The sequence below is a fragment of the Streptomyces sp. NBC_00873 genome (assembly GCF_045207415.1).
Taxonomy (GTDB): Bacteria; Actinomycetota; Actinomycetes; order Streptomycetales; family Streptomycetaceae; genus Streptomyces.
Map to the genome: position 1 here is coordinate 1,331,345 of NZ_CP108803.1, position 21,612 is coordinate 1,352,956.

General features: G+C 71.5%; 20 protein-coding genes and 1 pseudogene. 11 read left to right on the forward strand and 10 right to left on the reverse strand.

Annotated elements, in window-relative coordinates; translation table 11 throughout:
• Window positions 1–33 precede the first annotated feature (33 nt).
• The 5 genes from OH809_RS06295 to OH809_RS06315 form a co-directional block, all read right to left on the reverse strand.
• On the reverse strand, window positions 34–1,575 hold the full coding sequence (locus OH809_RS06295; RefSeq protein WP_406423329.1) for a cytochrome P450: 1,542 nt from the start codon (window positions 1,573–1,575) through the stop codon (window positions 34–36).
• Window positions 1,576–1,642: 67 nt separating this feature from the next.
• Window positions 1,643–2,257 (reverse strand): GTP-binding protein, encoded by a 615-nt coding sequence (locus OH809_RS06300; protein ID WP_406423328.1) that lies wholly within the window; start codon window positions 2,255–2,257, stop codon window positions 1,643–1,645.
• The gene (locus OH809_RS06305; protein ID WP_406423327.1) at window positions 2,238–2,609 is read right to left on the reverse strand and encodes a DUF742 domain-containing protein; all 372 of its coding nucleotides are present in this window, start codon (window positions 2,607–2,609) and stop codon (window positions 2,238–2,240) included. The genes OH809_RS06300 and OH809_RS06305 overlap by 20 nt, the downstream gene beginning before the upstream one ends.
• Window positions 2,606–3,013 carry a roadblock/LC7 domain-containing protein gene (locus OH809_RS06310; protein WP_406423326.1) on the reverse strand — a complete coding sequence of 136 codons (408 nt, stop codon included), beginning with the start codon at window positions 3,011–3,013 and terminating at the stop codon, window positions 2,606–2,608. Before OH809_RS06310 ends, OH809_RS06305 begins: the two co-directional genes overlap by 4 nt.
• Window positions 3,010–4,614 (reverse strand): sensor histidine kinase, encoded by a 1,605-nt coding sequence (locus tag OH809_RS06315; RefSeq protein WP_406423325.1) that lies wholly within the window; start codon window positions 4,612–4,614, stop codon window positions 3,010–3,012. The genes OH809_RS06310 and OH809_RS06315 overlap by 4 nt, the downstream gene beginning before the upstream one ends.
• Before the next feature lie 275 nt (window positions 4,615–4,889).
• On the opposite strand from OH809_RS06315, the pseudogene OH809_RS06320 reads away from it, so the two are divergent.
• Window positions 4,890–5,081 (forward strand): annotated as a pseudogene (locus OH809_RS06320) (SDR family oxidoreductase); the annotation flags it as partial.
• A 146-nt stretch (window positions 5,082–5,227) separates the two neighbouring features.
• On the opposite strand, the gene OH809_RS06325 reads toward OH809_RS06320, so the two are convergent.
• The 3 genes from OH809_RS06325 to OH809_RS06335 all read right to left on the reverse strand — a co-directional run bounded on the left by OH809_RS06325 (window position 5,228) and on the right by OH809_RS06335 (window position 7,960).
• Window positions 5,228–5,734 carry a MarR family winged helix-turn-helix transcriptional regulator gene (locus OH809_RS06325; protein ID WP_406423324.1) on the reverse strand — a complete coding sequence of 169 codons (507 nt, stop codon included), beginning with the start codon at window positions 5,732–5,734 and terminating at the stop codon, window positions 5,228–5,230.
• Window positions 5,731–7,410: an FUSC family protein gene (locus tag OH809_RS06330; protein WP_406425346.1), complete on the reverse strand. Its 1,680-nt coding sequence runs from the start codon at window positions 7,408–7,410 to the stop codon at window positions 5,731–5,733. The genes OH809_RS06325 and OH809_RS06330 overlap by 4 nt, the downstream gene beginning before the upstream one ends.
• 76 nt (window positions 7,411–7,486) lie before the next feature.
• Entirely contained in the window at window positions 7,487–7,960 is a 474-nt protein-coding gene (locus OH809_RS06335) for a MarR family winged helix-turn-helix transcriptional regulator (protein ID WP_406425344.1), read from the reverse strand.
• Between the two features lie 138 nt (window positions 7,961–8,098).
• Here OH809_RS06335 and OH809_RS06340 point away from each other — a divergent pair, with 138 nt between their 5' ends.
• The 4 genes from OH809_RS06340 to pcaB all read left to right on the forward strand — a co-directional run bounded on the left by OH809_RS06340 (window position 8,099) and on the right by pcaB (window position 11,011).
• Complete coding sequence (locus tag OH809_RS06340; RefSeq protein WP_406423323.1) at window positions 8,099–8,251, forward strand: hypothetical protein; 153 nt, start codon at window positions 8,099–8,101, stop codon at window positions 8,249–8,251.
• A gap of 74 nt (window positions 8,252–8,325) precedes the next feature.
• The gene (pcaH, locus tag OH809_RS06345) at window positions 8,326–9,093 is read left to right on the forward strand and encodes a protocatechuate 3,4-dioxygenase subunit beta (RefSeq protein ID WP_406423322.1); all 768 of its coding nucleotides are present in this window, start codon (window positions 8,326–8,328) and stop codon (window positions 9,091–9,093) included.
• Window positions 9,093–9,662: a protocatechuate 3,4-dioxygenase subunit alpha gene (gene pcaG / locus OH809_RS06350; protein ID WP_406423321.1), complete on the forward strand. Its 570-nt coding sequence runs from the start codon at window positions 9,093–9,095 to the stop codon at window positions 9,660–9,662. Before pcaH ends, pcaG begins: the two co-directional genes overlap by 1 nt.
• Window positions 9,659–11,011 carry a 3-carboxy-cis,cis-muconate cycloisomerase gene (gene pcaB, locus OH809_RS06355; RefSeq protein ID WP_406423320.1) on the forward strand — a complete coding sequence of 451 codons (1,353 nt, stop codon included), beginning with the start codon at window positions 9,659–9,661 and terminating at the stop codon, window positions 11,009–11,011. Before pcaG ends, pcaB begins: the two co-directional genes overlap by 4 nt.
• 282 nt (window positions 11,012–11,293) lie before the next feature.
• On the opposite strand, the gene OH809_RS06360 is transcribed toward pcaB, so the two are convergent.
• Window positions 11,294–12,124 carry a phospholipid scramblase-related protein gene (locus OH809_RS06360; protein WP_406423319.1) on the reverse strand — a complete coding sequence of 277 codons (831 nt, stop codon included), beginning with the start codon at window positions 12,122–12,124 and terminating at the stop codon, window positions 11,294–11,296.
• Window positions 12,125–12,400: 276 nt separating this feature from the next.
• On the opposite strand from OH809_RS06360, the gene OH809_RS06365 reads away from it, so the two are divergent.
• Complete coding sequence (locus OH809_RS06365; RefSeq protein ID WP_406423318.1) at window positions 12,401–13,645, forward strand: ROK family protein; 1,245 nt, start codon at window positions 12,401–12,403, stop codon at window positions 13,643–13,645.
• A gap of 305 nt (window positions 13,646–13,950) precedes the next feature.
• Here OH809_RS06365 and xylA read toward each other — a convergent pair whose 3' ends face one another.
• Entirely contained in the window at window positions 13,951–15,120 is a 1,170-nt protein-coding gene (gene xylA / locus OH809_RS06370) for a xylose isomerase (protein ID WP_406423317.1), read from the reverse strand.
• Between the two features lie 248 nt (window positions 15,121–15,368).
• On the opposite strand from xylA, the gene xylB reads away from it, so the two are divergent.
• The 5 genes from xylB to OH809_RS06395 all read left to right on the forward strand — a co-directional run bounded on the left by xylB (window position 15,369) and on the right by OH809_RS06395 (window position 21,424).
• A complete protein-coding gene (gene xylB, locus OH809_RS06375) occupies window positions 15,369–16,865 on the forward strand; it encodes a xylulokinase (protein WP_406423316.1) in 1,497 nt (498 codons plus the stop codon).
• A gap of 131 nt (window positions 16,866–16,996) precedes the next feature.
• Window positions 16,997–18,277, forward strand: a complete 1,281-nt coding sequence (locus tag OH809_RS06380) for a VWA domain-containing protein (RefSeq protein ID WP_406423315.1) — start codon at window positions 16,997–16,999, stop codon at window positions 18,275–18,277.
• On the forward strand, window positions 18,277–19,125 hold the full coding sequence (locus tag OH809_RS06385; RefSeq protein WP_406423314.1) for a hypothetical protein: 849 nt from the start codon (window positions 18,277–18,279) through the stop codon (window positions 19,123–19,125). Before OH809_RS06380 ends, OH809_RS06385 begins: the two co-directional genes overlap by 1 nt.
• A gap of 365 nt (window positions 19,126–19,490) precedes the next feature.
• Window positions 19,491–20,864 (forward strand): cytochrome P450, encoded by a 1,374-nt coding sequence (locus OH809_RS06390; protein ID WP_406423313.1) that lies wholly within the window; start codon window positions 19,491–19,493, stop codon window positions 20,862–20,864.
• Window positions 20,865–21,025: 161 nt separating this feature from the next.
• On the forward strand, window positions 21,026–21,424 hold the full coding sequence (locus OH809_RS06395) for a DUF6221 family protein (protein ID WP_406423312.1): 399 nt from the start codon (window positions 21,026–21,028) through the stop codon (window positions 21,422–21,424).
• The last annotated feature ends 188 nt before the right edge of the window (window positions 21,425–21,612 follow it).

Genomic DNA, 21,612 nt, shown 5'->3' on the forward strand with positions numbered 1-21,612 from the left:
CCAGTCACGCATGTCGTCCCGCGGACGGCCCGGTCAGTAGCCGCTCCACCACCGTGTCACCGCACGCCACAGCCGTGCCGGTGCGGCCGGCCTGCGCTGCTGCGGGATCCGGCCGGCGGACGCATCATGGGGCGATGCGTCGGTCCGCACGCCGCCGGCGTGGCTCTGCCCGGTCTGCGCAGCCACCCCCGCCGGAACGGGCGCGGGCGTCGTGTGCGGGACCGGCGACTGCACCTCCCAGTCCTCGCACGGCGGTTCGCGCCGCCCCGTCGACGGCGGCTCGTCGTCCTTCGGCGAGCGTGGCGCGAAGTCGGCCGGCAACTCCACCAGATGCCGGGAAATGATGTTCCCGATCCAATTCAATTCATTTTCCTCGACGGCGAGTTCGAGGTCGGGAAGACGCATCAGCAGGGCGTCGACGCCGGCATCCGCGATCGCCCGTCCGATGTCCTGTCCGGGACACTCGTGCGGTCCGCCGCTGAACGCCAGGTGCGCGCGGTTGCCCTCCATGTCGGCGGCCAGATCTGGCCGAACCACCGGGTCCGTATTGGCGGGTGCGATGCCGACGATCAGCGCGTCGCCCGCCTTGATCCGCTGCCCGCCCAGCTCCGTGTCGCCGACCGCCCAGCGGCCGAAGACCGCGGTGAACGGCGGCTCGTTCCACAGCGTCTGTTCGACCGCCTCCGGCACCGTCATGTGGCCGCCGCTGAGCCTGGCCCGGAACCGCGGGTCGGTGAGGACCATCCGCAGCACATTGGCGATCAGGTTGGCGGTCGCCTCGTACGCGGCGATGAGGATCAGTCGCAGATGCTCGGCGACCTCGGTGTCGGTCATGCCCACGGGATGCTCGACGAGCCAGGTGGCGAAGTCGGCGGCGGGTTCGGTCCGGCGGCGCCGGACGAGCCGCTTCAGTGCGGCGACCACGTACGCGTTGCTCGCGACGGCGGTCGCCGTGCCCCGGGTCATGTCGCGGGCGGCCTGCACCATCCGGTCGTTGCACTCCTCGGGCATGCCGAGAATCTCACACATCACCATCATCGGCAGCCACTCGGCGAACTGACCGACCAGGTCGACACGGCCGTCCTGGCAGAACTCGTTGACGAGCCGGTTGCTGTGGCGGTTGATGTGACGGCGGACGCCGCGGTGGTCGATGCGCGCCATGCTGTCGGTGACCGCGCCGCGCTGTCGCTCGTGGGTGGCGCCGTCGGCGAAGACGCAGACCGGCTGCCAGGTGAAGATCGGGGCCAGCGGGTGGTCGGGGGCGACGCTGCCGTCCTGCAGGGCCCGCCAGCGCCGGGAGTCGCGGGAGAACTGCGAGGGGGTACGGGTCATGTGCAGGTTCTCGCTGTGCCCGAGCACCAGCCAGGCGGGTACGTCTCCGTGCAGCAGGATCGGCGCCACCGTGCCGTGTTCGGCGCGCAGCTTGTCGTACAGCCCTGCCGGGTCCCGCTCGGCCTCGGGGCCGTAGAACCGGCGCAGTCCGCCGGGTCCGACGCCGATTCCATGGGCCGGGCATTCGGGCGGCGGAACCGGCCCCGTGGCCGCTCCGGGCTCGTGATGGAAAGGGGTTGTCACGATCGCTCCAGGGATCAGGCTTCCACGGATCAGTGCGAATGATCAGACGGCGTTCGAGCGGGGGTGGTCAGCCGAGTGGGACGGCCAGGCTGTGCAGATAGCGCATCAGGGCCATCAGCACATCGCGGCCGGAGCCGCGCAGTCTGGCGTCGCAGTCGATCACCGGCACCTCGTCCGGCAGGTCCAGTGCGCTGCGCAACGCCTCGACGGGGTGGGTCGGGGCGTCCGGGAAGGTGTTGATGGCGACGACGAACGGCACACCGCGTTCTTCCAGGCGTCCGATCACGTCGAAGCTGACCTCGAGACGCCGGGTGTCGATGAGGACGACGGCGCCGAGGGCGCCCTCGAAGAGTCCGTTCCACAGGAACCAGAAGCGCTCCTGGCCCGGGGTGCCGAAGAGGTAGAGGATCAGTTCCTCGCTGATGCTGATCCGGCCGAAGTCCATGGCGACCGTGGTGGCGGTCTTGCTCTCCACCCCGAAGTTGTCGTCCACGCCGACCCCGGCCTGGGTCATGGTCTCTTCGGTGGTGAGGGGCCGGATCTCGCTGACGGAACCGACCATGGTCGTCTTGCCGACCCCGAACCCCCCGACGACGACCACCTTCACGGCGGCCGTGGCCGTGGTCGGAAGGATGTCCTCGGTCCTGGGGCCGGTGATCGTGTCAGAGTTTCTGAAGTCCATGCATCACCGCTTCGAGAAGGGACCTGTCCGGGAGGGTGGCGCGGACGACGGGCGCGCGCGATTCGATCAGTTCGCTCGCGAGGAGTTCGGTGAGGAGCGAGGTCACCACACTGAACGGCAGGCTGAGGTAGGCCGAGATCTCGGCGACGGACAACGGTGCCTGGCAGAGCCGCAGGATCACGGCCTGCTCGGGCTGGACCGTCGGCGTCGGCTGCTCCTTCGAAACGACCATCGTGACCAGGTCGAGCGCCGCCCGCTCGCCGCCATCGGGATCGCCGGTGATGACGTACAGCCGCTCCGGGTCGCTCAGCGCCGGATCAGCCTCCCGGTGTTCTCGTCGGGGAGAGCTCATCCGGCCTGCCCGTCATGGCGCGGCGGGCTCGTGAGATGGGCACCGATCCGGACGACCATGTCGCGCATCCGTGCTCCGACGAGTCCCGCGTCCACCGTCTCTCCGGCGAGGACGGCGAGATACGCACCGGTCCCCGCGGCCATCAAGTAGAAGAATCCGCCGGTGACTTCGATGACGACGAGCCGCATCAGGCCATCGCTGTAAGGGATTTCGGAGGCGACGGCGGCCGCCAGACTCTGCAGTCCGGCGCAGGCGGCCGCCAGGCGGTCGGCGACATCGGGGTCGCCACCGTGCTGGGCGATGCGCAGGCCGTCCGCGGAGAGCACCACGATCTGATGGATGTCCGGAACGTCGTCGGCCAGTTCCTTGAGCATCCAGTCCATATTTCCCCGCTGCTGGATCACTTCAGGTCTCCCTTGTCCCACGCGTTTTCGGTGTCTTCGCCGGTCTTCGGCTCCTGCGGCACGCCGTTGACGGCGTTGGTGAAGGCCTCGAGCCAGAGCCCGGGGGGCTGCTGGTTGCCGCTGTCGCTCCCGTTGGCGTGACCGTTGCGCTGTCCCGAGGGCGGGGCGGCGGGCTGCATGGGGAGGTTGTGCGAAGCCAGCGGCAAGCGGCCGCGGCTGCGGCGCTGCGGAAGTCCGCCCGCGGTCCACTCGGTCACCACGGGGGCGTCGTCGCCCATGGCCGACGACGCTGCCACCGGCCGGGAGTCGGAGGCGACCGGTCCGGTGGCCGGGCGGGATTCCACCGCGAGAGGCTTGCGGCGCTTGCTGCGCGGCGGGACGACGTGCTTCATGCCCGCCAGGTCGATGTCGCTGGTGGGCCTCGACGTGGCGCCGATGCCGTGGGCGATACCCGGGGCGGGACCGGTGGTGATCATGGCACGGGGCACGATGAGTACGACGCGGACGCCGCCGTACGCGGACTGTCGCAGTGAGACCTGGAGGTCGTACATCCGGGAGAGCCGGCCGACGACGGCCATGCCGAGCCGGGGGGACTCGCCGAGGTCGTTCATGTTGGACCCGGCCTGGGCCCGGGCGAGCATGTTCTCGGCCCGCGCACGGGCCTCCTCGCTGAGGCTGACGCCGCCGTCCTCGATCTCGATGGCGATGCCGGTCTGGACCTCGACCGCTGTGACGTGCACACGGGTCTGCGGCGGCGAGTAGCGGGTGGCGTTGTCGAGGAGCTCGGCGCAGGCGTGGATGAGCGGTTCGACGGCGGTGCCGATGATGGCGACCTGGGCAATCGAGTGCAGGTCGACGCGCGGGTATTCGAGGATCCGGGACATGGCACCGCGCAACACGCTGAACAGCGGTACGGGCTTGGGCCATTGACGGCTGGGGCGGGCGCCCCCGAGTACCGCGATGGAGTCGGCGAGCCGGCCGATCAGCGCGGTGCCGTGGTCGATGCGGAGCAGGTCGTCGAAGACATCGGGGTTGCGCCCGTGGTGCTCCTCCATCTCCCGCAGCTCGCTGGCCTGCCGGTGGACGATCGCCTGGACGCGGCGGGCGACGTTGACGAAGGCGCGCTGCGCGGAGTCGCGCATCGCCTCTTCGTTGTCGATGATGTCCAGCACCGTGTGGACGAGGGCGCGTTGGGCGTCGGGAAGGTCGCGGTAGACCTCATCGGCGTCGACGATGTCGCGCAGCACCTCGTCGGGCGAGTTACCCACGCGGAGCCGGTGGATCGCGGCCGGCAGGAGCTCCTTGTTGATCCGGACGGCCTCTTCGTCATGGGTGGCGAGGCGACGTTCCAGGACGGCGAGGCGGTGCTCGTACTCCGCGTGCTGCCTGCGCATCGCACGGGCGCGACGGGCCAGCGCGACGGCGAGCGAGGCGATCACGACGGTGGCGACCGCACCGCACAGGACGACTGGCATCCGGGCGGCCCCGGAAACCAGCGCCGCGGCTGCGGCGGTCGCGCCGGCCGCCAGGAGCACGGGGAGCAACGCGGCTCGGGCAAGGGGGATTTCTCGGCGGATCGGCGGTGATTCAACACGAGCCATCTAAGACCTCTGGCGGTTGATTCGGGATACATACGCACGTGTAGGGCACGACGGAACAAGCGCTCGAATTCATATCAACTCGACTTCACTGCGCGTGAGCTTAGTCAGATCGAAACAGCGCTTCGGCACATTCACCCAACCCTCTGCGCGAGCGTTCCCGCGGTAATACACTCACGAGTTTTTGCACGCACCGCCTCCGACCGTGCGCAAGGAGTGACGATCGCCGAAAGTGTCGCGACGCAGCCTCGGCCGTACCGCGCTGAGGGACGAATTCGATGCCTTCTTCGGCAGTGGACTCACCGTCGCTCTCCACCGACCCGCCCCCGGAGGCCGCCGCCTACGCCCGAGGGATGCTGGACTCCACGCCGATGGAACACCGCGGTTCCCCGCAGGACATCGCCTACGGCGTGCTCCACCTCGCCTCCGAAGAGGCCCGCTTCGTGACCGGCACCGAACTCGTCGTGGACGGCGGCTATACGGCGGTCCGAGCCGTCACCCCCCGATCATTTCTTCGGGCGCCCACCACGGGATGTACCGCCAGCAGGACCGTCAGCCGAGGCAGGCCGTCCGACGGCCGTCGTCCACCCGTGCGAAGCAGGGTCCGGTGCGTGGTTCAGTGCCGGGCCCCGCCGAGGCGTCCCTCCAGCTGGACCAGCAACTCGCTGAGCCGGGAGCTGAGTTCGCCACGGGTCCGTTCGTCGAGACCGGACAGCACGGTGCGTTCGTACGCCAGTTGCCGGGGCAGCAGCTGGTCGACCAGGGCGCGCCCCTCGTCGGTGAGACGGACGTGCGCGACGCGGCGGTCGCGGGCGTCGCTGCGGCGGTCGACCAGGCCGCGCTCCTGGAGGCCCCGGAGGCGTTTGGTGACGGCGGCGCCGGAGGAGAACGTCTCCCTGGCCAGTTCACCGGGGGTGAGTTCACGGTTGGTACGGCGCACCGCGCCGAGCAGGTCGAACTCGGCGCGACTCAGCCCGGCGGAGCGCAGCGGGGCGTCCTCCGCCTGCTGGAGCAGGGCGGCGCAGCGGTTGATGCGCCCGATGAGTTCCATCGGTCCGGTGTCCAGCTCCGGGTTGACGGCCTGCCACTGCCGTACCACCGAGGCGACGATGTCGTCGGTCACACCGCTCCGTTCTCCTGGGCGGGGACGATAAGCCCCTGCCGTGTTGCTGTCGCCGCGAGCGTACGGTGTCCGGCCTGCTCCGCCGCGAGGACCCGCTCCTCGGGCAGGGCGCGCTGCCACCATTCGCCCGCCGCGGTGTCGCCCGCCTCGCGCAGCTCGACGAGCGATCCCGTCAGCCTGCGGCGCGCGGCGTCGAGCGCGGCGGGTGCGGGTGCCGGGGCGGCCAGGGTCCGTGCGGCGTGGGCGCGGGCCCGGTCGGTGGCGGCAAGGGCCTGTTCCAGGCGCCCGGCGGCCCGGCGGTTGGTGACGGCCATGGCGGCGAGCAGTCCGACTGCGGCGCCGATGACGGTGTCCAGGACCCGGTCGCCGATGAGTTCACCGGCCGGATGGGTGCCGCCGAACTCGATGACGAGGAGGGCCAGCGGGGTCACGGCGATGGAGCCGAGCCAGTAATTGCGGGTGATCAGTGCCTCGGCGGCGAAGTTGAAGAAGAGGCAGCAGCCGATGAGCGCCAGCGGCCCCGTGCGGGTGACGGGGAGGGCGGCGGCGAAGACGAGCACGCCGAGGAGGTTGCCGAGGGTGCGCTGCAGGGCTCGGTTCCAGGAGAGCGTGACGTTGGCCTGGTAGAGGGAGGCCGCGGTGACGATCGCCCAGTAGGGGCGGCCGACGCCGAGAGCCATGGAGACGTATCCGGCGAGGGCGCAGCCGATGAGAGTACGGGCGGCGATGGGCAGCAGCGGGGAGCCGGGGGCGAACGCGCGCAGCAGTGCCCGGCGGGCGTCGCGGCGGCTGCCGGTCCGCCGGGCCGCGCGTTCGGCGTCGATCCCGAAGAGCTCCTCGGCGGTACCGGGGGCGGGCGGCGGGGTGGGGACGGGTCCGCGGGCCCGGGTCTGCTCCGCCCAGGCACGCAGTCGGTCGGGGTCGGCGGTGCGGGACCCGAGGGCAGCTTCGGCGAGGGCGGCTTCGGCGTGCACGAGGAGCCGTTCCAGCGCCCGGCGTACGGGGGTGGGGCGCCCGGCGGCGAGCAGCGTCTGCCAGCCGGCGTGCACGGCGGCGGCCGCGGCGTGCCGGGTGCGGTGTCCCGGGTCGGTGGCGTACGCGGCGGCGGCGTTCAGTGCACGGGCCGTGGCGCGGCGCTCCGGGCCCTCCCGGCGCATCAGGGCGGGACCGACGGTGACCAGCCAGGCGACCGCGCCCGCCGCCACGGTGAGCGCGAGGTGCCCGGGCACCTGGCCGAGGTGCTGCGGGGCGAAGAGGGCGGCCGAGGTGACGAACGTGAAGATCACATGCCCGGGAGGCCCGATGCGGGTGGCGTCGCAGAGCGCCTTCTGCCCGGCCGCGAGGAGTGCGCCTACGGCGATCAGTACGGCCGTCGAGTCGGTGAGCGAGGCCGTGACCAGGGAGATCGCAATGCCGACGAGCATGCCGATGACGACTCCGGCGACGGTACGGGCGCGGCGGGCATACGGGAGGCTGTGGCCGTACAGCGCACAGAGCGAACCGGCCATCGTGTACATGACGAGGTCGAGTCGGTCGAAGGCGAAGAGCACCAGGTTCGGCACGGCGGAGGCGACCACCACGCTCAGCGCCGGCTTGAACCACATGTCCGAGGGGCGGGCCAGACGCAGGGCGGGGGCCAGCGGAAGTCTGCGGACGGGGGGCTGCCTGGTTCGCATGGTCATATCACTCACCCAAATATCTTAGCAGGTATTACACCCGTAAAATACTTTCCCCTGGGTATGCCGGAGGACGTCAGAGGCCGGACGCTCCGGCGCCGAGGGGCTCCTCAGGATGACGGAGCCCCTCGGCCGCGTCCGAGACCCGGCGCAACAGATCGAAGAAGACAGCCTGTTCCTCGGCCGAGAGCGGACCGAGGAGGACCTGGTTCATCCTGGCCGCCCGCAGGGAGATCCTGTGGTGAGTGCGCACCCCGTCCTCGGTGAGCTGCAGCAGGGAGCGGCGGCCGTCCTGCGGGTCGCGCACCTTGTCCAGCAGCCCGCGTCGCGAGAGCCTGCTGATGACCTCGGCGATGGTGGAGCGATCGAGTCCGACCCGCTCCCCCACCGTGCGCTGATCGAGGCCGGGCTCAGCGATCAGGGCATTGAGCACGGCGAACTGCGGAGAGGTCGTCTCCTCCGAGACCATCGTGTTCCACAGCAGGTGGTGTGCCTGCTGGAGGCGGCGGGCCAGATGCCCGGGGTGCCTGCTCAAGTCGACCGCGGACACGGACATCGCCCTCTCTGCTGCTTCTTCCCTCTCCAGATCTCAGTGTACTGAGGGTCTTGACCCCGTTACCTCAGCATGGATAGCTTCTGGCGCGTCAAGAAATACTCAGTGCACTGAGCAATACAGGAGGAGAGGGTGATGAGCTGGTCCTCACCGAGCTGCACCCCGGTGTCACGGCGCAGCAGCGCGGGCGCCACCGGCCGGGAGCCGCACACCGCCGACCCGATCGGCACCACCGCGCCGCCCATGCCCCAGGGGCTCACCGCGCTGCGCGCCCTCGAGGCCGCGTGACCCGGGCGTCCGGCGCACCTCGTTCCCCTCGGAATCCACCCGTCTTCCGGAGCCGCGACATGACAAGCCGTGACATGACCACCTATCCCCTGCCCGACGGGCTGAGTCAGAGGGACATCGACGCCGAAGTCGCCAAGGTCCACGCCGACGCGCCCGCCGGTGCGCACCATCCGCCGCGCGACTACCCTCCGTATCGCAGCAGCCATTACCGCCACCCGCACCGGCCACTCATCCCGCTGGCCGATCCCGAGGCTGTCGAGCTGTCCGGACCCGCTTTCGGCGTCACGGACGTCACCGCGTTCGACCGCGATCTGACCCGGCAGCACCAGGGCGAGCCGCTCGGTGAACGCATCACCGTCTCCGGCCGGATCCTGGACCGGGAGGGCCGCCCGGTCCGCGGACAGCTGGTCGAGGTGTGGCAGGCCAACGCCTCGGGGCGGTACGCGCACCGGCACGACCAGCACCCGGCACCCCTGGACCCCAACTTCACCGGGTTCGGACGCTGTCTGACCGACGACGACGGCGGCTACAGCTTCACCACCGTCAAGCCCGGCGCCTACCCGTGGCGCAACCACGACAACGCCTGGCGCCCCGCGCACATCCACTTCTCGCTCTTCGGGACGGCGTTCACCCAGCGCCTGGTCACCCAGATGTACTTCCCGGGCGACCCGATCTTGCCGTACGACCCGATTCTCCAGTCCGTCACCGACCCGGCCGCCCGGGAGCGGCTCGTCGCGACGTACGACCACGACCGTTCGGTCGCCGAGTGGTCGCTCGGTTTCCGCTGGGACATCGTTCTCGACGGACCGTCCGCCACCTGGATCGAGGAAGGCCACCACTGATGACCCACGCCCCGACCCCGTCCCAGACCGTCGGCCCGTTCTACGGGTACGCGCTGCCGTTCGCCGGTGGCGGCGACATCGCGCCGCTCGGCCATCCGGACACGATCACCGTGCACGGACTGGTGCTCGACGGCAACGGTGACCCCGTCCCCGACGCGCTGATCGAGATCTGGCAGCCCGCCCCCGACGGCTCGCGCACCGGCCGCCCCGGCTCACTGCGGCACGACCCGGTCACCGGCCGTGTCATCGGCCGCGACGGCGTCGGATTCACCGGCTTCGCCCGCGTCCCGACGGACGCCGACGGCCAGTGGGCGGTACGGACCCTGCCGCCGGGCGGTGTCCCGTATCTCTCGGTCGCCGTCTTCGCCCGCGGGCTGCTCCACCACCTGTACACCCGGATCTACCTGCGGGCTGCGGACGGCGCCGTACCGGCCGGTGACCCGCTGCTGGAGTCGCTGGACGCGGAACGCCGGGCCACACTGATCGCGACGCCCACCGACCGGCGCACCCACCGGTTCGACATCCGCCTGCAGGGCGCCGACGAAACGGTCTTCCTGGAGTTCACGTGACGTACGAGAGCGATGCCGGCCTGCTCGCCCCCGGGCGGGCCGGCTCCCCCGCCGAGACCAGCACCGGCGACCGCGCCGTCCTGCAGGCGATGCTGGACGCCGAGGCGGCGCTGACCCGCGCCCAGTCCGCATGTGGGCTCGCCCCGGCGGAGGCCGGGCGGGCGGTGACGCAGGCGGCGGACGCCGACCGCTTCGACGTACGGGACCTGGCGCTCCGGGCGCGCTCCGGCGGCAACCCGGTCATCCCCCTGGTCGCCGACCTCACGGCAGCGGTGCCCGAGCAGGTGCGGCCGTATGTGCACCGGGGTGCGACCAGCCAGGACATCCTGGACACTGCGGCGATGCTCGTCGCCTCACGCACACTGGCCGGGGTGCTCGACGATCTGGTGCGGATGGCGGACGAGCTGGCGCGGCACGCCGCCGCGCACCGCGACACACCGATGGCGGGCCGTACGCTCACGCAACACGCCGTGCCGACCACCTTCGGGCTCAAGGCCGCCGGGTGGCGTGCGCTGATCCTCGACGCGCGGGACCGGCTGGCTTCCGTACGGGATTCCCTCCCCGCCCAACTCGGGGGTGCGGCGGGAACCCTGGCCGCCTTCTCCGCCTTCTCCTTCGAGGAGGAGAGCGCGGACGGACTCGCCCTCGTCGCCGCTTACGCAGGCGAACTCAGCCTGGTGGAACCGGTGTTGCCCTGGCATACCCTGCGCACCCCGGTCGCCGATCTCGCCGGGGCGCTCGCCTTCACCGCGGGCGCGCTCGGCAAGACCGCGGCCGATGTGCTCACGCTGTCCCGTACCGAGATCGGCGAGGTCGAGGAGGGCCAGGTCGGCGGTTCGTCCGCCATGCCGCACAAGGCGAATCCCGTGCGCGCCACGCTGATCACGGCCGCCGCCCGCCGGGCGCCCGGCCTGGCGGCCACGCTGTACGGCTCGCTGGCCGCCGAGGACGAGCGGCCCGCCGGGGCGTGGCACGCCGAGTGGGAGCCGCTGCGCGATCTTCTGAGGCTCGTCGGCGGCGCCGCGCGGGACGGCGCCGAACTCGCGGCGGGGCTGCGGATCGTCCCGTACGCCATGCTGGAGAACCTCCACCTCACCGACGGTCTGATCGTCTCGGAGCGGCTGGCCGCCGCCTTCGCCGAACGCATCGGCCGGGCCCGCGCCAAAGACGTCCTGGCGGGCGCGGCGGACCGGGCCCGGTCCGAGACGACCGACCTCTCCGATGTGCTCTTCGACGTCCTGGACGAGGAGCCGGAGCTCGCCGGTCTCGATCTGGCCGAACTGACCGACCCCGCCCGGTACACCGGATCCGCGGGCCCCCTCACCGACCGCGCACTGGACCGCCGGTGACTTCCCCGCCCGACCGCCTTCTGCACCACTGTACGGAGGGCCGGCCGCTGCTCCCGGCCGGCACCGCGGTGAGAACGAACAGTCGGCGCAGTCGTCCGTCGAGCGGTGCCATCAGGTCCGGGAGCAGTGGGTTGCCGGACATGACCACGATCTGGCGGTGGAATTCGGCGTGGATCGAGCTGAGTTCGAAATGGGGCAGCGCCGTCCGACGGCATGTGTACACGCCTGCGCCCCCGTACGCGAACGTACGGGGGCGCAGGCTGTGCGTGCGGCAGGATCCCGTCAGCCGAAGCCGCGGGCGTCCTGCTTCAGGGCCGTGTCCACGGTCAGAGCCGTCGCCACGACGAGGCTGAGCAGCGGCTCGGGCAGCTGGTAGTGGATCTGCAGCACGTAGTTGTCCGCCGTCGTGAACATCGTCTTTGCGAGGCCTTCCCAGGTCTTGGTGATCCGGGCGATCTCGGCGCCGTTGTGGTCGACGATCGCGAAGTTCCAGGCGCGCCAGTTCTCCGCCTTGATGGCACCGACCTGCTGACCGTCCACCATGATGGCGAAGTTGATCTTGCCTATGGCGTTCTGCTGCACGATCTCGCCGACCGGCTGCCCGTCCGGGCGCTGCACGATGACCCGGGACTTGATGAACTTCGCCGGCCGGGTCAGCAGCAGCTGCGGATGCCCGTACGCGTCACGGATCTCCAGCTTGTGGGTCAGATACTGATCGAGGCTGGAGACGAACCGCAGCACCTTGCGCAGCGCGCCCTGGCCGACCTGGATGACCGAGCCGATCGTGTTGCCCTGCTGATCAAAGACGCGGTACTCGTTCGTCAGCTCGATCAGCTTGGCCTTCTGGTTCACGACCAGGACCTGCTGATTGAAGAGCGTGGCGCCGCCGGAAGCCGCGCCCTGCTGGTGCTGGGGGGCCGCCTGCTGGTGGGGCACCTGGACCTGAGCGGGAGCCTGCGCGGGCGCCTGGGGCTGAGCGGGAGCCTGGGGCTGCTGTCCGCCGGCCGGGTTCGTGTGCTCGGTCCACTGGGAACCGTCCCAGTAGCGCAGCAATTGGGGCGCGCCGTGCGGATCCGGATACCAGCCCGCAGATACGTTTGAGTGCGTTGTCACCGGGGCACACTATCCCGCCGATCCGACAGAGCACCCCCACCCGTCATATGAATAGCATCCCAACACTCGTTGAAACTTCACACACTGCGTAGGATGTCGGGGCTGACCGGACTCGGTGAACGGACCGACCGACGACGGGACGGCGCCCGCGCGTCGGCCGTTCCCGGCCGGCGGCCCACACCTCGAACACGGCGGGTTCCGCTGCATGCTGCGAGGGGAGCCGGTGCCCGCTCCGGACCGTACTGACGTGCGCAATCACATAGGCTCAGCAGCGATATGAAGAGCAACCTCACGATGCTGGGGCCCAAGGCCGACAAGGACACCGTGCGACGGAGCAACCTCAGCCTGGTGCTGCGGGCCGTCCGTGACGAGGGCGAGCGCGAGGCGACCAGGGCCGGGGTGGCCGCACGCGTGGGGCTGACCCGTGCCGCCGTGTCCTCGCTGGTCGAGCAGCTGCTCGACAGCGGGTTCCTCACCGAGTCCGGCAAGACGTTCAGCGGGCAGGCCGGGCGCCCCGGCACCGCACTCAAGGTGGCGCGCACCGGCCCCGCCGGGCTCGGCGTCGAGGTCAACATCGACTACGTGTCGGTCTGTGTCGTGGACCTGGCGGGCACCGGCCGGGTCCGGCTCACGGAACACCTCGACAACCGGGGCGCTCCGCCCGCCGAGGTGCTGGCACGGGCGGCCCGGATCGCGGCCCGCACCCTGGATTCGGCGGCCGAACAGGAACTGTTCCCGGTCGGGGTGGCCCTGGCGCTGCCCGGACTGGTGTCCGGCGGCGCGGTGCGCCAGGCGCCCAACTTGGGCTGGAATCAGGTCCCGGCGGAGGAACTCTTCGGCGCGTCGCTCGCCGCACTGCGCCCCGGCCGCCCGGAACTGCCGGTGAGTTCGGAGAACGAGGCCAATCTGGCGGCGCTGGCCGAGCTCTGGTTCGGCGGGCTCGACGAGATCCGCAGCTTTCTGTATCTGACGGGCGAGATCGGCGTCGGTGGCGCCCTGGTCATCGACGGTGAACTGCTGCGCGGTGCGCACGGGTTCGCCGGTGAGATCGGGCATGTGGTGGTGGACGCGGAGGGGCCGGAGTGCCGGTGCGGTTCGCGCGGCTGTCTGGAGCAGTACGCGGGACAGGCGGCGCTGCTGCGGGCGGCCGGGATCGAGGAGACCGGCAGCGGCAGCGGGGTGGCCGAGCTGGAGCGGCGCGCCCGGGCCGGGGACGAGCGGGCCGTGGCCGCCGTGGTGGAGGCGGGCCGGATGCTGGGACGGGTGCTGTCCGGGGCGGTGAATCTGCTCGACCCGGACGCGGTGGTGCTCGGCGGGATATACCGGGGCCTGATGCCGTGGCTGTCGCCGCCAGTCGACGAGGAGCTGACGGGCCGGGTGGTGTCCGGGCTGTGGTCCCCGCGCGGCGGCCGGCTGCGCGCCTCGTCGGTCGCGGGCGACGCGGCACGGGGTGCGGCGGCGCTGGTGATGCAGGACGTACTGACCGACCCGGTGGCGTACGCGGCGCGGGTGGCAGGCTGAAACCGGAGCCGGGCCGCACCCGTCGGACACAGGTACGACCCGGACTCAAACGCGGGGGCGGACTTGCCTGACACAGGTAAGACCGACCGGCAATTGGGGGGTGGGTGAAGGAGCGGGGCTGGGGTGCGTGCATCGCAAGGCGGAGGATTGAGCCATGGCGAATGGGGCCTCCCCTGCTCGAGCGAAGCCGAGAACTCGGGGAACATGGTGATGGACGACAACGCCGCGAGGTGCGTGCCCCAGCCCCGTGACGCCGCCCCCCAATTGCCGGTCGGTCTAAGGCCCCGCAGCATCCGCCCGTGCTGTCAGCGGACCCCGAGCAGGTGGTCCATCGCCAGCTGGTCCAGCACCTCGAACGCCATGCCGCGCTCGGCCGCCGCGTTCACGTCGAAGTCCTCGAACGCCGAGCGGTCGGCCAGCAGCCCCGCCACGCCGTCCTCGGCCGTCGGCCGGGCCAGCTCGTCGAGCCGGGACGCGCGCAGCGCCTCCTGGACCGCCGGGTCGGCGCGGAAGGCGGCGGCGCGCTCCTTGAGGATGAGGTAGTTGCGCATGCAGCCCGCGGCCGACGCCCAGACACCGTCGTAGTCCTCGGTCCGCGGCGGCTTGAAGTCGAAGTGGCGCGGGCCCTGGTAGCCGGCGGTCTCCAGCAGGTCGACGAGCCAGAACGCCTGGCGCAGGTCACCGGCGCCGAAGCGCAGGTCCTGGTCGTACTTGATGCCGGACTGGCCGTTGAGGTCGATGTGGAAGAGCTTGCCCGCCCAGATGGCCTGCGCGATGCCGTGCGGGAAGTTCAGCCCGGCCATCTGCTCGTGGCCGGTCTCCGGGTTGACGCCGACGAGTTCCGGGCGCTCCAGGCGCTCGATGAAGGCGAGGGCGTGGCCGATGGTCGGCAGCAGGATGTCGCCGCGCGGCTCGTTCGGCTTGGGCTCGATGGCGAACTTCAGGTCGTAGCCCTGCTCGACGACGTAGTCACCGAGCAGGTCGAAGGCCTCCTTCATCCGGTCGAGAGCGACCCGGATGTCCTTCGCTCCGCCCGACTCGGCGCCTTCGCGGCCGCCCCACGCCACATAGGTGGTGGCGCCCAGCTCGACGGCGAGGTCGATGTTGCGGAGGGTCTTGCGCAGCGCGTACCGGCGTACGTCCCGGTCGTTGGCGGTGAACCCACCGTCCTTGAAGACGGGGTGGGTGAAGAGGTTCGTCGTCGCCATGGGCACGACCAGCCCGGCCGCGTCCAGCGTCTGCCGGAACCGCTTCACGACGCTCTCGCGCTCGGTGTCCGACGAGCCGAACGGGATCAGGTCGTCGTCGTGGAAGGTCACCCCGTACGCACCCAGCTCGGCGAGGCGCTGCACGGTCTCGACGGGGTCGATCGCCGCGCGGGTCGCGTCGCCGAACGGGTCGCGCCCCTGCCAGCCCACGGTCCACAGGCCGAAGGTGAACTTGTCCCCCGGGGTGGGCTTGAAGCGTTCCGTCATTGTCTGACCACCTTCGGTGCCGTCGGGTCCGCGGCCGGTGGAGGCCGCCGAACCCCTATTTGTTCAGTGTCATGACTAATCATGCACGGCGCGCCATGGAGACGTAAACCCCCCACCACCGGGAATCGAGGGCGGCCCCTGTTCCGGACGGGCTCGATCGCGTAATTTGTTTTTCGTACGGTCAAATAGGTCGCACCAGCCCTCCGGTCCTCCGTGGCCCCCCTGCACCGCGAGAATGAGGTATCCCCATGCCGCCGCGTACCGTCGTCATCGGCGTGGACAGCTCCACTCAGTCCACCAAGGCGGCCTTCGTCGACGCCGCAACCGGCCGGCTGCTCGCCGTCGGACGCGCCCCGCATGTCGTCACGGGCGAGGCGGGGGCCCGCGAGACCGACCCCGAGGTGTGGTGGCAGGCGCTGCGCACCGCCGTCGCCGCCGGCCTGAAGGAGTCCGCTGTGCCCGCCGCGGCCGTCACCGGCATCGCGGTCGCCGGTCAGCAGCACGGCCTGGTCGTCCTCGACCGTGTGGGCCGCCCGCTGCGCCCGGCCCTGCTGTGGAACGACACCCGCTCCGCCCCACAGGCCGCTGCCCTCACCGCCGCGCTGGGCGGTGCGGACGCCTGGACCGCCCGCACCGGATCGGTTCCGGTGGCTTCGATGACCGCGTCGAAGTGGCAGTGGCTGCGTGAGAACGAGCCGGAGACCGCCGCAACGACCACCGCGATCCGCCTCGCCCACGACTTCCTCACCGAACGACTGACGGGCGCGGCCGTCACCGACCCCGGCGACGCGTCGGGCACCTGCTGGTACTCCACCGCCACCGGCACGTACGACCCCGAGCTGCTCGAACTGCTCGGCCTGGATGCCGCGTTGCTGCCCGAGGTGACCGAGACGGGTGCGTCCCGCGCCGGTTCGCTGACCGACGAGGCGGCGCAGGCGCTCGGCCTGCCGGCCGGGATCGCCGTGGCGGCGGGCACGGGCGACAACATGAGTGCCGCCGTCGGCCTCGGTCTCGGCGGCGCCGGACTGCTGGACCACCCCGTTCTCAGCCTCGGCACCTCGGGTACGGTCTTCGCCGCCTCCCGGACCCGGCCCGCATCGGCGGCGCTCTCCGGATTCGCCGCGGCCGACGGCACGTACCTTCCGCTGGCCTGCACGCTCAACTGCACGCTCGCCGTGGACAAGGTCGCCGCCCTGCTCCGCCTGGACCGCGACGACGCGGCGCCCGGCGGCGAGGCGGTGCTCCTCCCCTATCTCGACGGCGAGCGGACCCCCGATCTGCCCACCGCCTCCGGTCTGCTCACCGGACTCCGGCACGACACCACCCCGCAGCAACTGCTCGGCGCCGCCTACGAAGGCGCGGTCGTCACCGTGCTGCGCGCCCTGGACGAGCTGCTGCGGGCCTGCGGGCTCGACCCGGCCGACCCCGAGGTCGCCGCCCGCCCGCTGCGCCTGATCGGCGGCGGCGCGCAGGGGCGCACCTGGGTGGAGACGGTACGACGGCTGTCGGGGCGGCCCGTGATCGTGCCCGGCAGCGGCGAACTGGTGGCCCTGGGGGCGGCCGCGCTCGCCGCGGCGGCGGCCCGCGGCGAGGACCCCGTCGCGATCGCCACCGGCTGGAATGCCGGCGGGGAATCCGAGGCGGACACCGAACTGCCGCCCATGGAACGGGACATGAACACCTGGAACCGGGTCAACTCGGTGCTGGAGCGGGCCGCCGGACCGCTGCTCGGCGGGGACCGGTAGCCACCCCGCCGCCACATCCCGCAACGACCGCTGACTGGCTGTCACTCGCCTCCGCCGGCCCGGGACAACGGCATCCCGGCAGCCCCCGCACCGGTTTGGGGGTGGCCTGTGATCTTCACTAGTATCCGGCGATGATCATAAGAAGAAGGCTGACGGTCGGGGTGGGCATCCTGCTCGCCACCCTGACCGCCGGGCTCGGCACGGCCCTCCCCGCCGCCGCCGCCGATGAAACCCCCACCAAAGCCTCCCCCAAGGTCGAGCTGGTGCTCGACGTCAGCGGTTCCATGCGGACCCGTGACATCGACGGCCAGTCCCGGATGGCCGCGGCGAAGCAGGCGTTCAACGAGGTCCTGGACGCGGTGCCGGAGCAGGTGCAGCTCGGCATCCGGACCCTCGGCGCCGACTACCCGGGCGACGACCGGAAGGTCGGCTGCAAGGACACCAAGCAGCTCTACCCGGTCGGCCCGCTCGACCGGGTGGAAGCGAAGACCGCGGTCGCGACGCTGGCCCCCACCGGCTGGACCCCGATCGGGCCCGCCCTGCTGGGCGCCGCCGACGATCTCGAAGGCGGCGACTCCACCCGCCGGATCGTGCTGATCAGCGACGGCGAGGACACCTGCGGCCCGCTCGACCCGTGCGAGGTGGCGCGCGACATCGCCGCCCGCGGCATCCACCTCGTCATCGACACGCTCGGCCTGGTGCCGAACACCAAGATCCGCGAGCAGCTGACCTGCATCGCCGAGGCGACCGGCGGCACCTACACCGCCGTTCAGCACACCGATGAACTCTCCGGCCGCGTCAAGCAGTTGGTGGACCGGGCGGCCGAGCCCGTCGTCACCCCCGTGGCCACCGAGGGCGCGGACAGCTGTTCCGCCGCGCCTCAGCTCAAGGCGGGTCTCTACACCGACCGCGAGAAGTTCGGCGAGCACCGCTGGTACCGGGTCGATGTGCTGCCCGGCCAGGAGCTGCGCGCCTCGGTGAGCGTGTCCGCGGACCGCGCCGTCAACAACGACTACGGCGTGCTGCTGCGCGCGGTCACCGTGCACGGCCGCGAGATCGTCAGGGGTTCGGAGTCCGGCACCGGTCGCACCGACGCGATCTCGTCCGGGCTGCGCTACCCCAAGCCCGAGCAGGACGGCACGGACAGCGGGGACGAGCCGGTCGCGGAGACCGTCTGCCTGCAGCTCAGCAACTCCTTCTCGGCCCCGGCATCGGTGAAGACCTCACCGGGCATGCCGGTCGAGCTGACCGTCGACGTGGTGGCCGCACCGGACGACGCGGCCGATGCCGCCGCGTTCGGTCTCGGCCGCGGCTGGTGGCTCCTGGGCGTACTCGTCCTGACCGGACTGATCGCGGGTCTGCTCTTCGGCTGGATCTCGCGCTGGCGCTTCGCCGTATGGAGGACCAACTGATGGTGCGTACACAACGGGTACTCGCGGGTGCCCTGCTGGCCGGGACGGCCCTGCTGACGTCGGCGGGGTCGGCCGCGGCCGACGACCCGTCCGCGAGCCCGAGCCCGAGCGCCTCCGACGGCGGTACGGGACCCACCGAGGCGGGCACCACCTTCCGTAACGCGACAGTGATCCAGCCGAGCCAGCGCGCCACCGCAGGGGCATCCACAGGTGACTACCTGTACTGGGTGTTCCCGGCCGACGCGGGACAGCGCGCCACCGTCAAGGCGACGGTCACCCTGCCCGAGGCCACCACCCGGCACGGCGCCTCGACCTGGCAGGTCGATGTGTACGACGGGCTGCGGCGCCGGCAGGCCTGCATGTACGGCCACCAGACCAGGAAGGCGGCCGCCGACGCGTCGACCGTCGAGCTCTCCTGCGTCCTGCGGACCGTCCGAGCCTGGTCCGAGCCGTGGGCGAACGACCCGCTGCCGGGCAACTATTACGTGCGCCTGACGGTCGTCGACCTGCCGTCGGCCGACCTCGGGCAGCCGGTGCAGACCGCCGTCGAGGTGACGGCGGCCGACCAGGGCGGCGCCCATGACGTCGACGGCAAGCTGAGCGAACCGCTGGCGCCCATCGCCTACGCGGCGGTGCAGCAGACGACGGGCGACGCCTCGGACGACGGCGACTCCCCGCTCCGGATCCCGCTCAACACCGAGCCGGACGACGGCTGGGCCTCCGGCTGGTGGACGGACCGCTGGATCTGGACCGTGGGCGGCGGCGTACTCGGCGCGCTCGCGGCCGTGTTCGGCTACTCCCTCACCCGCGGCAACGGCCGCCCGTACCGGGTCCCGCCGGGCGCCTGACCCGCCCCGGCCGCGAACCGGCCCTCATACGCGGCGCCTTCGCCCCACACCGATGGGGCGAAGGCGCCGCGGCGTTTCCCGTGCCGAGCCGTCCGCTGCGTGGGGCCGGACCATGAGGGGACCGAGAGGATCGGCGATCACGGAGGGGTCGTCCCCTCTCCATCACGTGGGGACGGGACCGCACGCAGGAATCCCGTCCGCAGCACCGCCCTGCCGACCGCACCCCCGTAACGAAACCCGGATATCCTCGACAACTCACGTACTCCACAAGGCCGATGAGGTCACCGACCCTGCCGGCACTCCGGAGTCCAGCCACGTCGCCGCGTACCGGATGCCGGTGCGCCACCAGCGAGCGGAGACCTTTCATGTCCACGGAGACCGGCCCGGCCGCCGATGCCGAGCCGCGCGGCCACGTGCCCGTACCGGGCCCGAAGGGGCTGCCGTTCCTCGGAAATCTGCCGCAGTTCGGGAAGAACCCGCTGGAGTTCTTCGAGCGGCTGCGCGGGTACGGGGACATGGTGCGGTGGCGCTTCGGCCCCAACCCCTGTGTGTTCATAGCCGATCCGGAGTGCATAGGCGAGCTGCTCACCGAGACGGAACGCACCTTCGACCAGCCGGCGCTGGGCATCGCGTTCCGTACCGTGATGGGCAACGGCGTGGTGGTCGCGCGTGGTCCGGACTGGCGGCGGAAGCGGTCGCTGGTGCAGCCCTCGGTACGGCCGAAGCAGGTGCGATCGTACGCGGCGACGATGGCGGGCAGCACGGTGGAGCTCGCGGACACCTGGTCCGGCGGTGAACGCATCGACATCAAGCGGGAGATGGCCGCGCTCACGCAGAAGATCGCGGTCCGCACCATCTTCGGGGTGGACACCCCGGCGGACGCCGAGGCGATGGGCCGGGCGATGGATGTCGCCCAGCAGGAGATCGGCAAGGAGTTCCGCGGCATCGGCGCCCTGCTCCCCGACTGGGTGCCGACGCCCGGCCGGGCCCGGATCAAGAAGGCCGCCGCGGTCATCGACGCCGAGGTGGGCCGGGTCGTGGCCCGGCACCGGGACGGCGACGGCGACGGCGAGCGTCCCGACCTGCTGAGCCGGCTGCTGACCGCGGTGGACGAGACCGGCGCACGCCTCACGGACGAGGAGATCCGCGACGAGACCGTCACCCTGTACATCGGCGGGCACGAGACGACCAGCTCCACGCTCGTGTGGGCGTGGTACCTGCTGTCGCGTAATCCGCAGACGCGCGCGGCGCTGACCGAGGAGCTGGACCGTGTCCTCGGCGACCGGGAGCCGGAGTTCGACGACTACGCACGCCTGACATACACCCAGGCGGTGGTGAAGGAGACGCTGCGGCTGTACCCGACGATCTGGCTGGTGACCGGAGTCGCCAAGGACGGGGCGCGGATCGGCGGCGTGGACATGCCGAAGGGGACGAGGGTGTGGACCAGCCAGTGGGCGACGCACCGCGACGAGCGGTGGTTCCCGGAGCCTGAGGCGTTCCGCCCGGAGCGCTGGGACGCCGACCGCGGCGACGACATCGCGGAGTACGCCTGGTTCCCGTTCGGCGGCGGACCCCGGGTCTGCCTCGGTACGCGGTTCGCGATGGTCGAGGCGGTGCTGATCCTGGCGGTACTCGCGCGCCGGTTCGAACTGGACGTGGACCCGGGTGACGTCAACCCCGTGCCGACGCTGACCCTGCAGCCCGACCGGGACGTGCTGGCCACCGTGCGGGTGCGGTAACTCGGCGGGGAGCGTGCCCGTATGGCGGACACGCGCGGGCGCGATGTGCCCTCGGCTTCCGCCGTACGGCATCCTCGTGCTGAACGAGCAGCCCGGCCCGGGAACGGCGAGTGATCATGCCGGTTCGGGGCCGTACCCGACGGTGGAGGATGCGGAACCCGATGACTGACAACTCCGACATGGTGGCCTTTGTCCGGGCCCGCCTGGCCGAGGAGGAACAAGTCGCGCGAGCGGCCGGCGGCGAGCGTTGGCGGTGCCCCGCCGAGGCGCCGGGCGAGGTCCACGACCGGACCGGCGCCATCACGTTCAGCCTGCGGACGCATGGCTACGACGACCACATCGCCCTGCAGGATCCCGCGCGCACGCTCCGCCGCATCGAGACGAGCAGGGTGCTCCTGGACGAGTACGAGGAGGTCGCCGCCCTGGACACCGACCGCCCCCTCCACGACTTCCCCTCGGGCCGCGCGGTCGGGCTCGGATTCGTCGTGCGGCAGATGGCGGCGGAGGACGCCGGCCACCCCGATTATCAGGCCAAGTGGCTGCCGCGGTTCACCCAGTGACGAGCCCCTCGCAGGGGACGGTGACCGAGTTGCGGGACCGCGAGCCGTACCCGACCGGCGTCGGCGTCCTGCCGGGCCGAGGACGGTCGACACCATGAGCGGATCGGTCAGGCCGCGCCGCCGCAGGGCCGCGGCCGGTTCGCCGACGTACCCGGCTCGCACGCCGCGTACGGCCGCGGCTCCGTCCG

Coding starts and splice junctions, on each gene's coding strand:
- OH809_RS06300 (WP_406423328.1), bottom strand. CDS start 2,257: ATGGACTTCAGAAACTCTGACACGATCACCGGCCCCAGGACCGAGGAC.
- OH809_RS06305 (WP_406423327.1), bottom strand. CDS start 2,609: ATGAGCTCTCCCCGACGAGAACACCGGGAGGCTGATCCGGCGCTGAGC.
- OH809_RS06315 (WP_406423325.1), bottom strand. CDS start 4,614: ATGGCTCGTGTTGAATCACCGCCGATCCGCCGAGAAATCCCCCTTGCC.
- OH809_RS06330 (WP_406425346.1), bottom strand. CDS start 7,410: ATGCGAACCAGGCAGCCCCCCGTCCGCAGACTTCCGCTGGCCCCCGCC.
- OH809_RS06340 (WP_406423323.1), top strand. CDS start 8,099: ATGAGCTGGTCCTCACCGAGCTGCACCCCGGTGTCACGGCGCAGCAGC.
- pcaH (WP_406423322.1), top strand. CDS start 8,326: ATGACCACCTATCCCCTGCCCGACGGGCTGAGTCAGAGGGACATCGAC.
- pcaG (WP_406423321.1), top strand. CDS start 9,093: ATGACCCACGCCCCGACCCCGTCCCAGACCGTCGGCCCGTTCTACGGG.
- OH809_RS06365 (WP_406423318.1), top strand. CDS start 12,401: ATGAAGAGCAACCTCACGATGCTGGGGCCCAAGGCCGACAAGGACACC.
- xylA (WP_406423317.1), bottom strand. CDS start 15,120: ATGACGGAACGCTTCAAGCCCACCCCGGGGGACAAGTTCACCTTCGGC.
- xylB (WP_406423316.1), top strand. CDS start 15,369: ATGCCGCCGCGTACCGTCGTCATCGGCGTGGACAGCTCCACTCAGTCC.
- OH809_RS06380 (WP_406423315.1), top strand. CDS start 16,997: ATGATCATAAGAAGAAGGCTGACGGTCGGGGTGGGCATCCTGCTCGCC.
- OH809_RS06385 (WP_406423314.1), top strand. CDS start 18,277: ATGGTGCGTACACAACGGGTACTCGCGGGTGCCCTGCTGGCCGGGACG.
- OH809_RS06390 (WP_406423313.1), top strand. CDS start 19,491: ATGTCCACGGAGACCGGCCCGGCCGCCGATGCCGAGCCGCGCGGCCAC.
- OH809_RS06395 (WP_406423312.1), top strand. CDS start 21,026: ATGACTGACAACTCCGACATGGTGGCCTTTGTCCGGGCCCGCCTGGCC.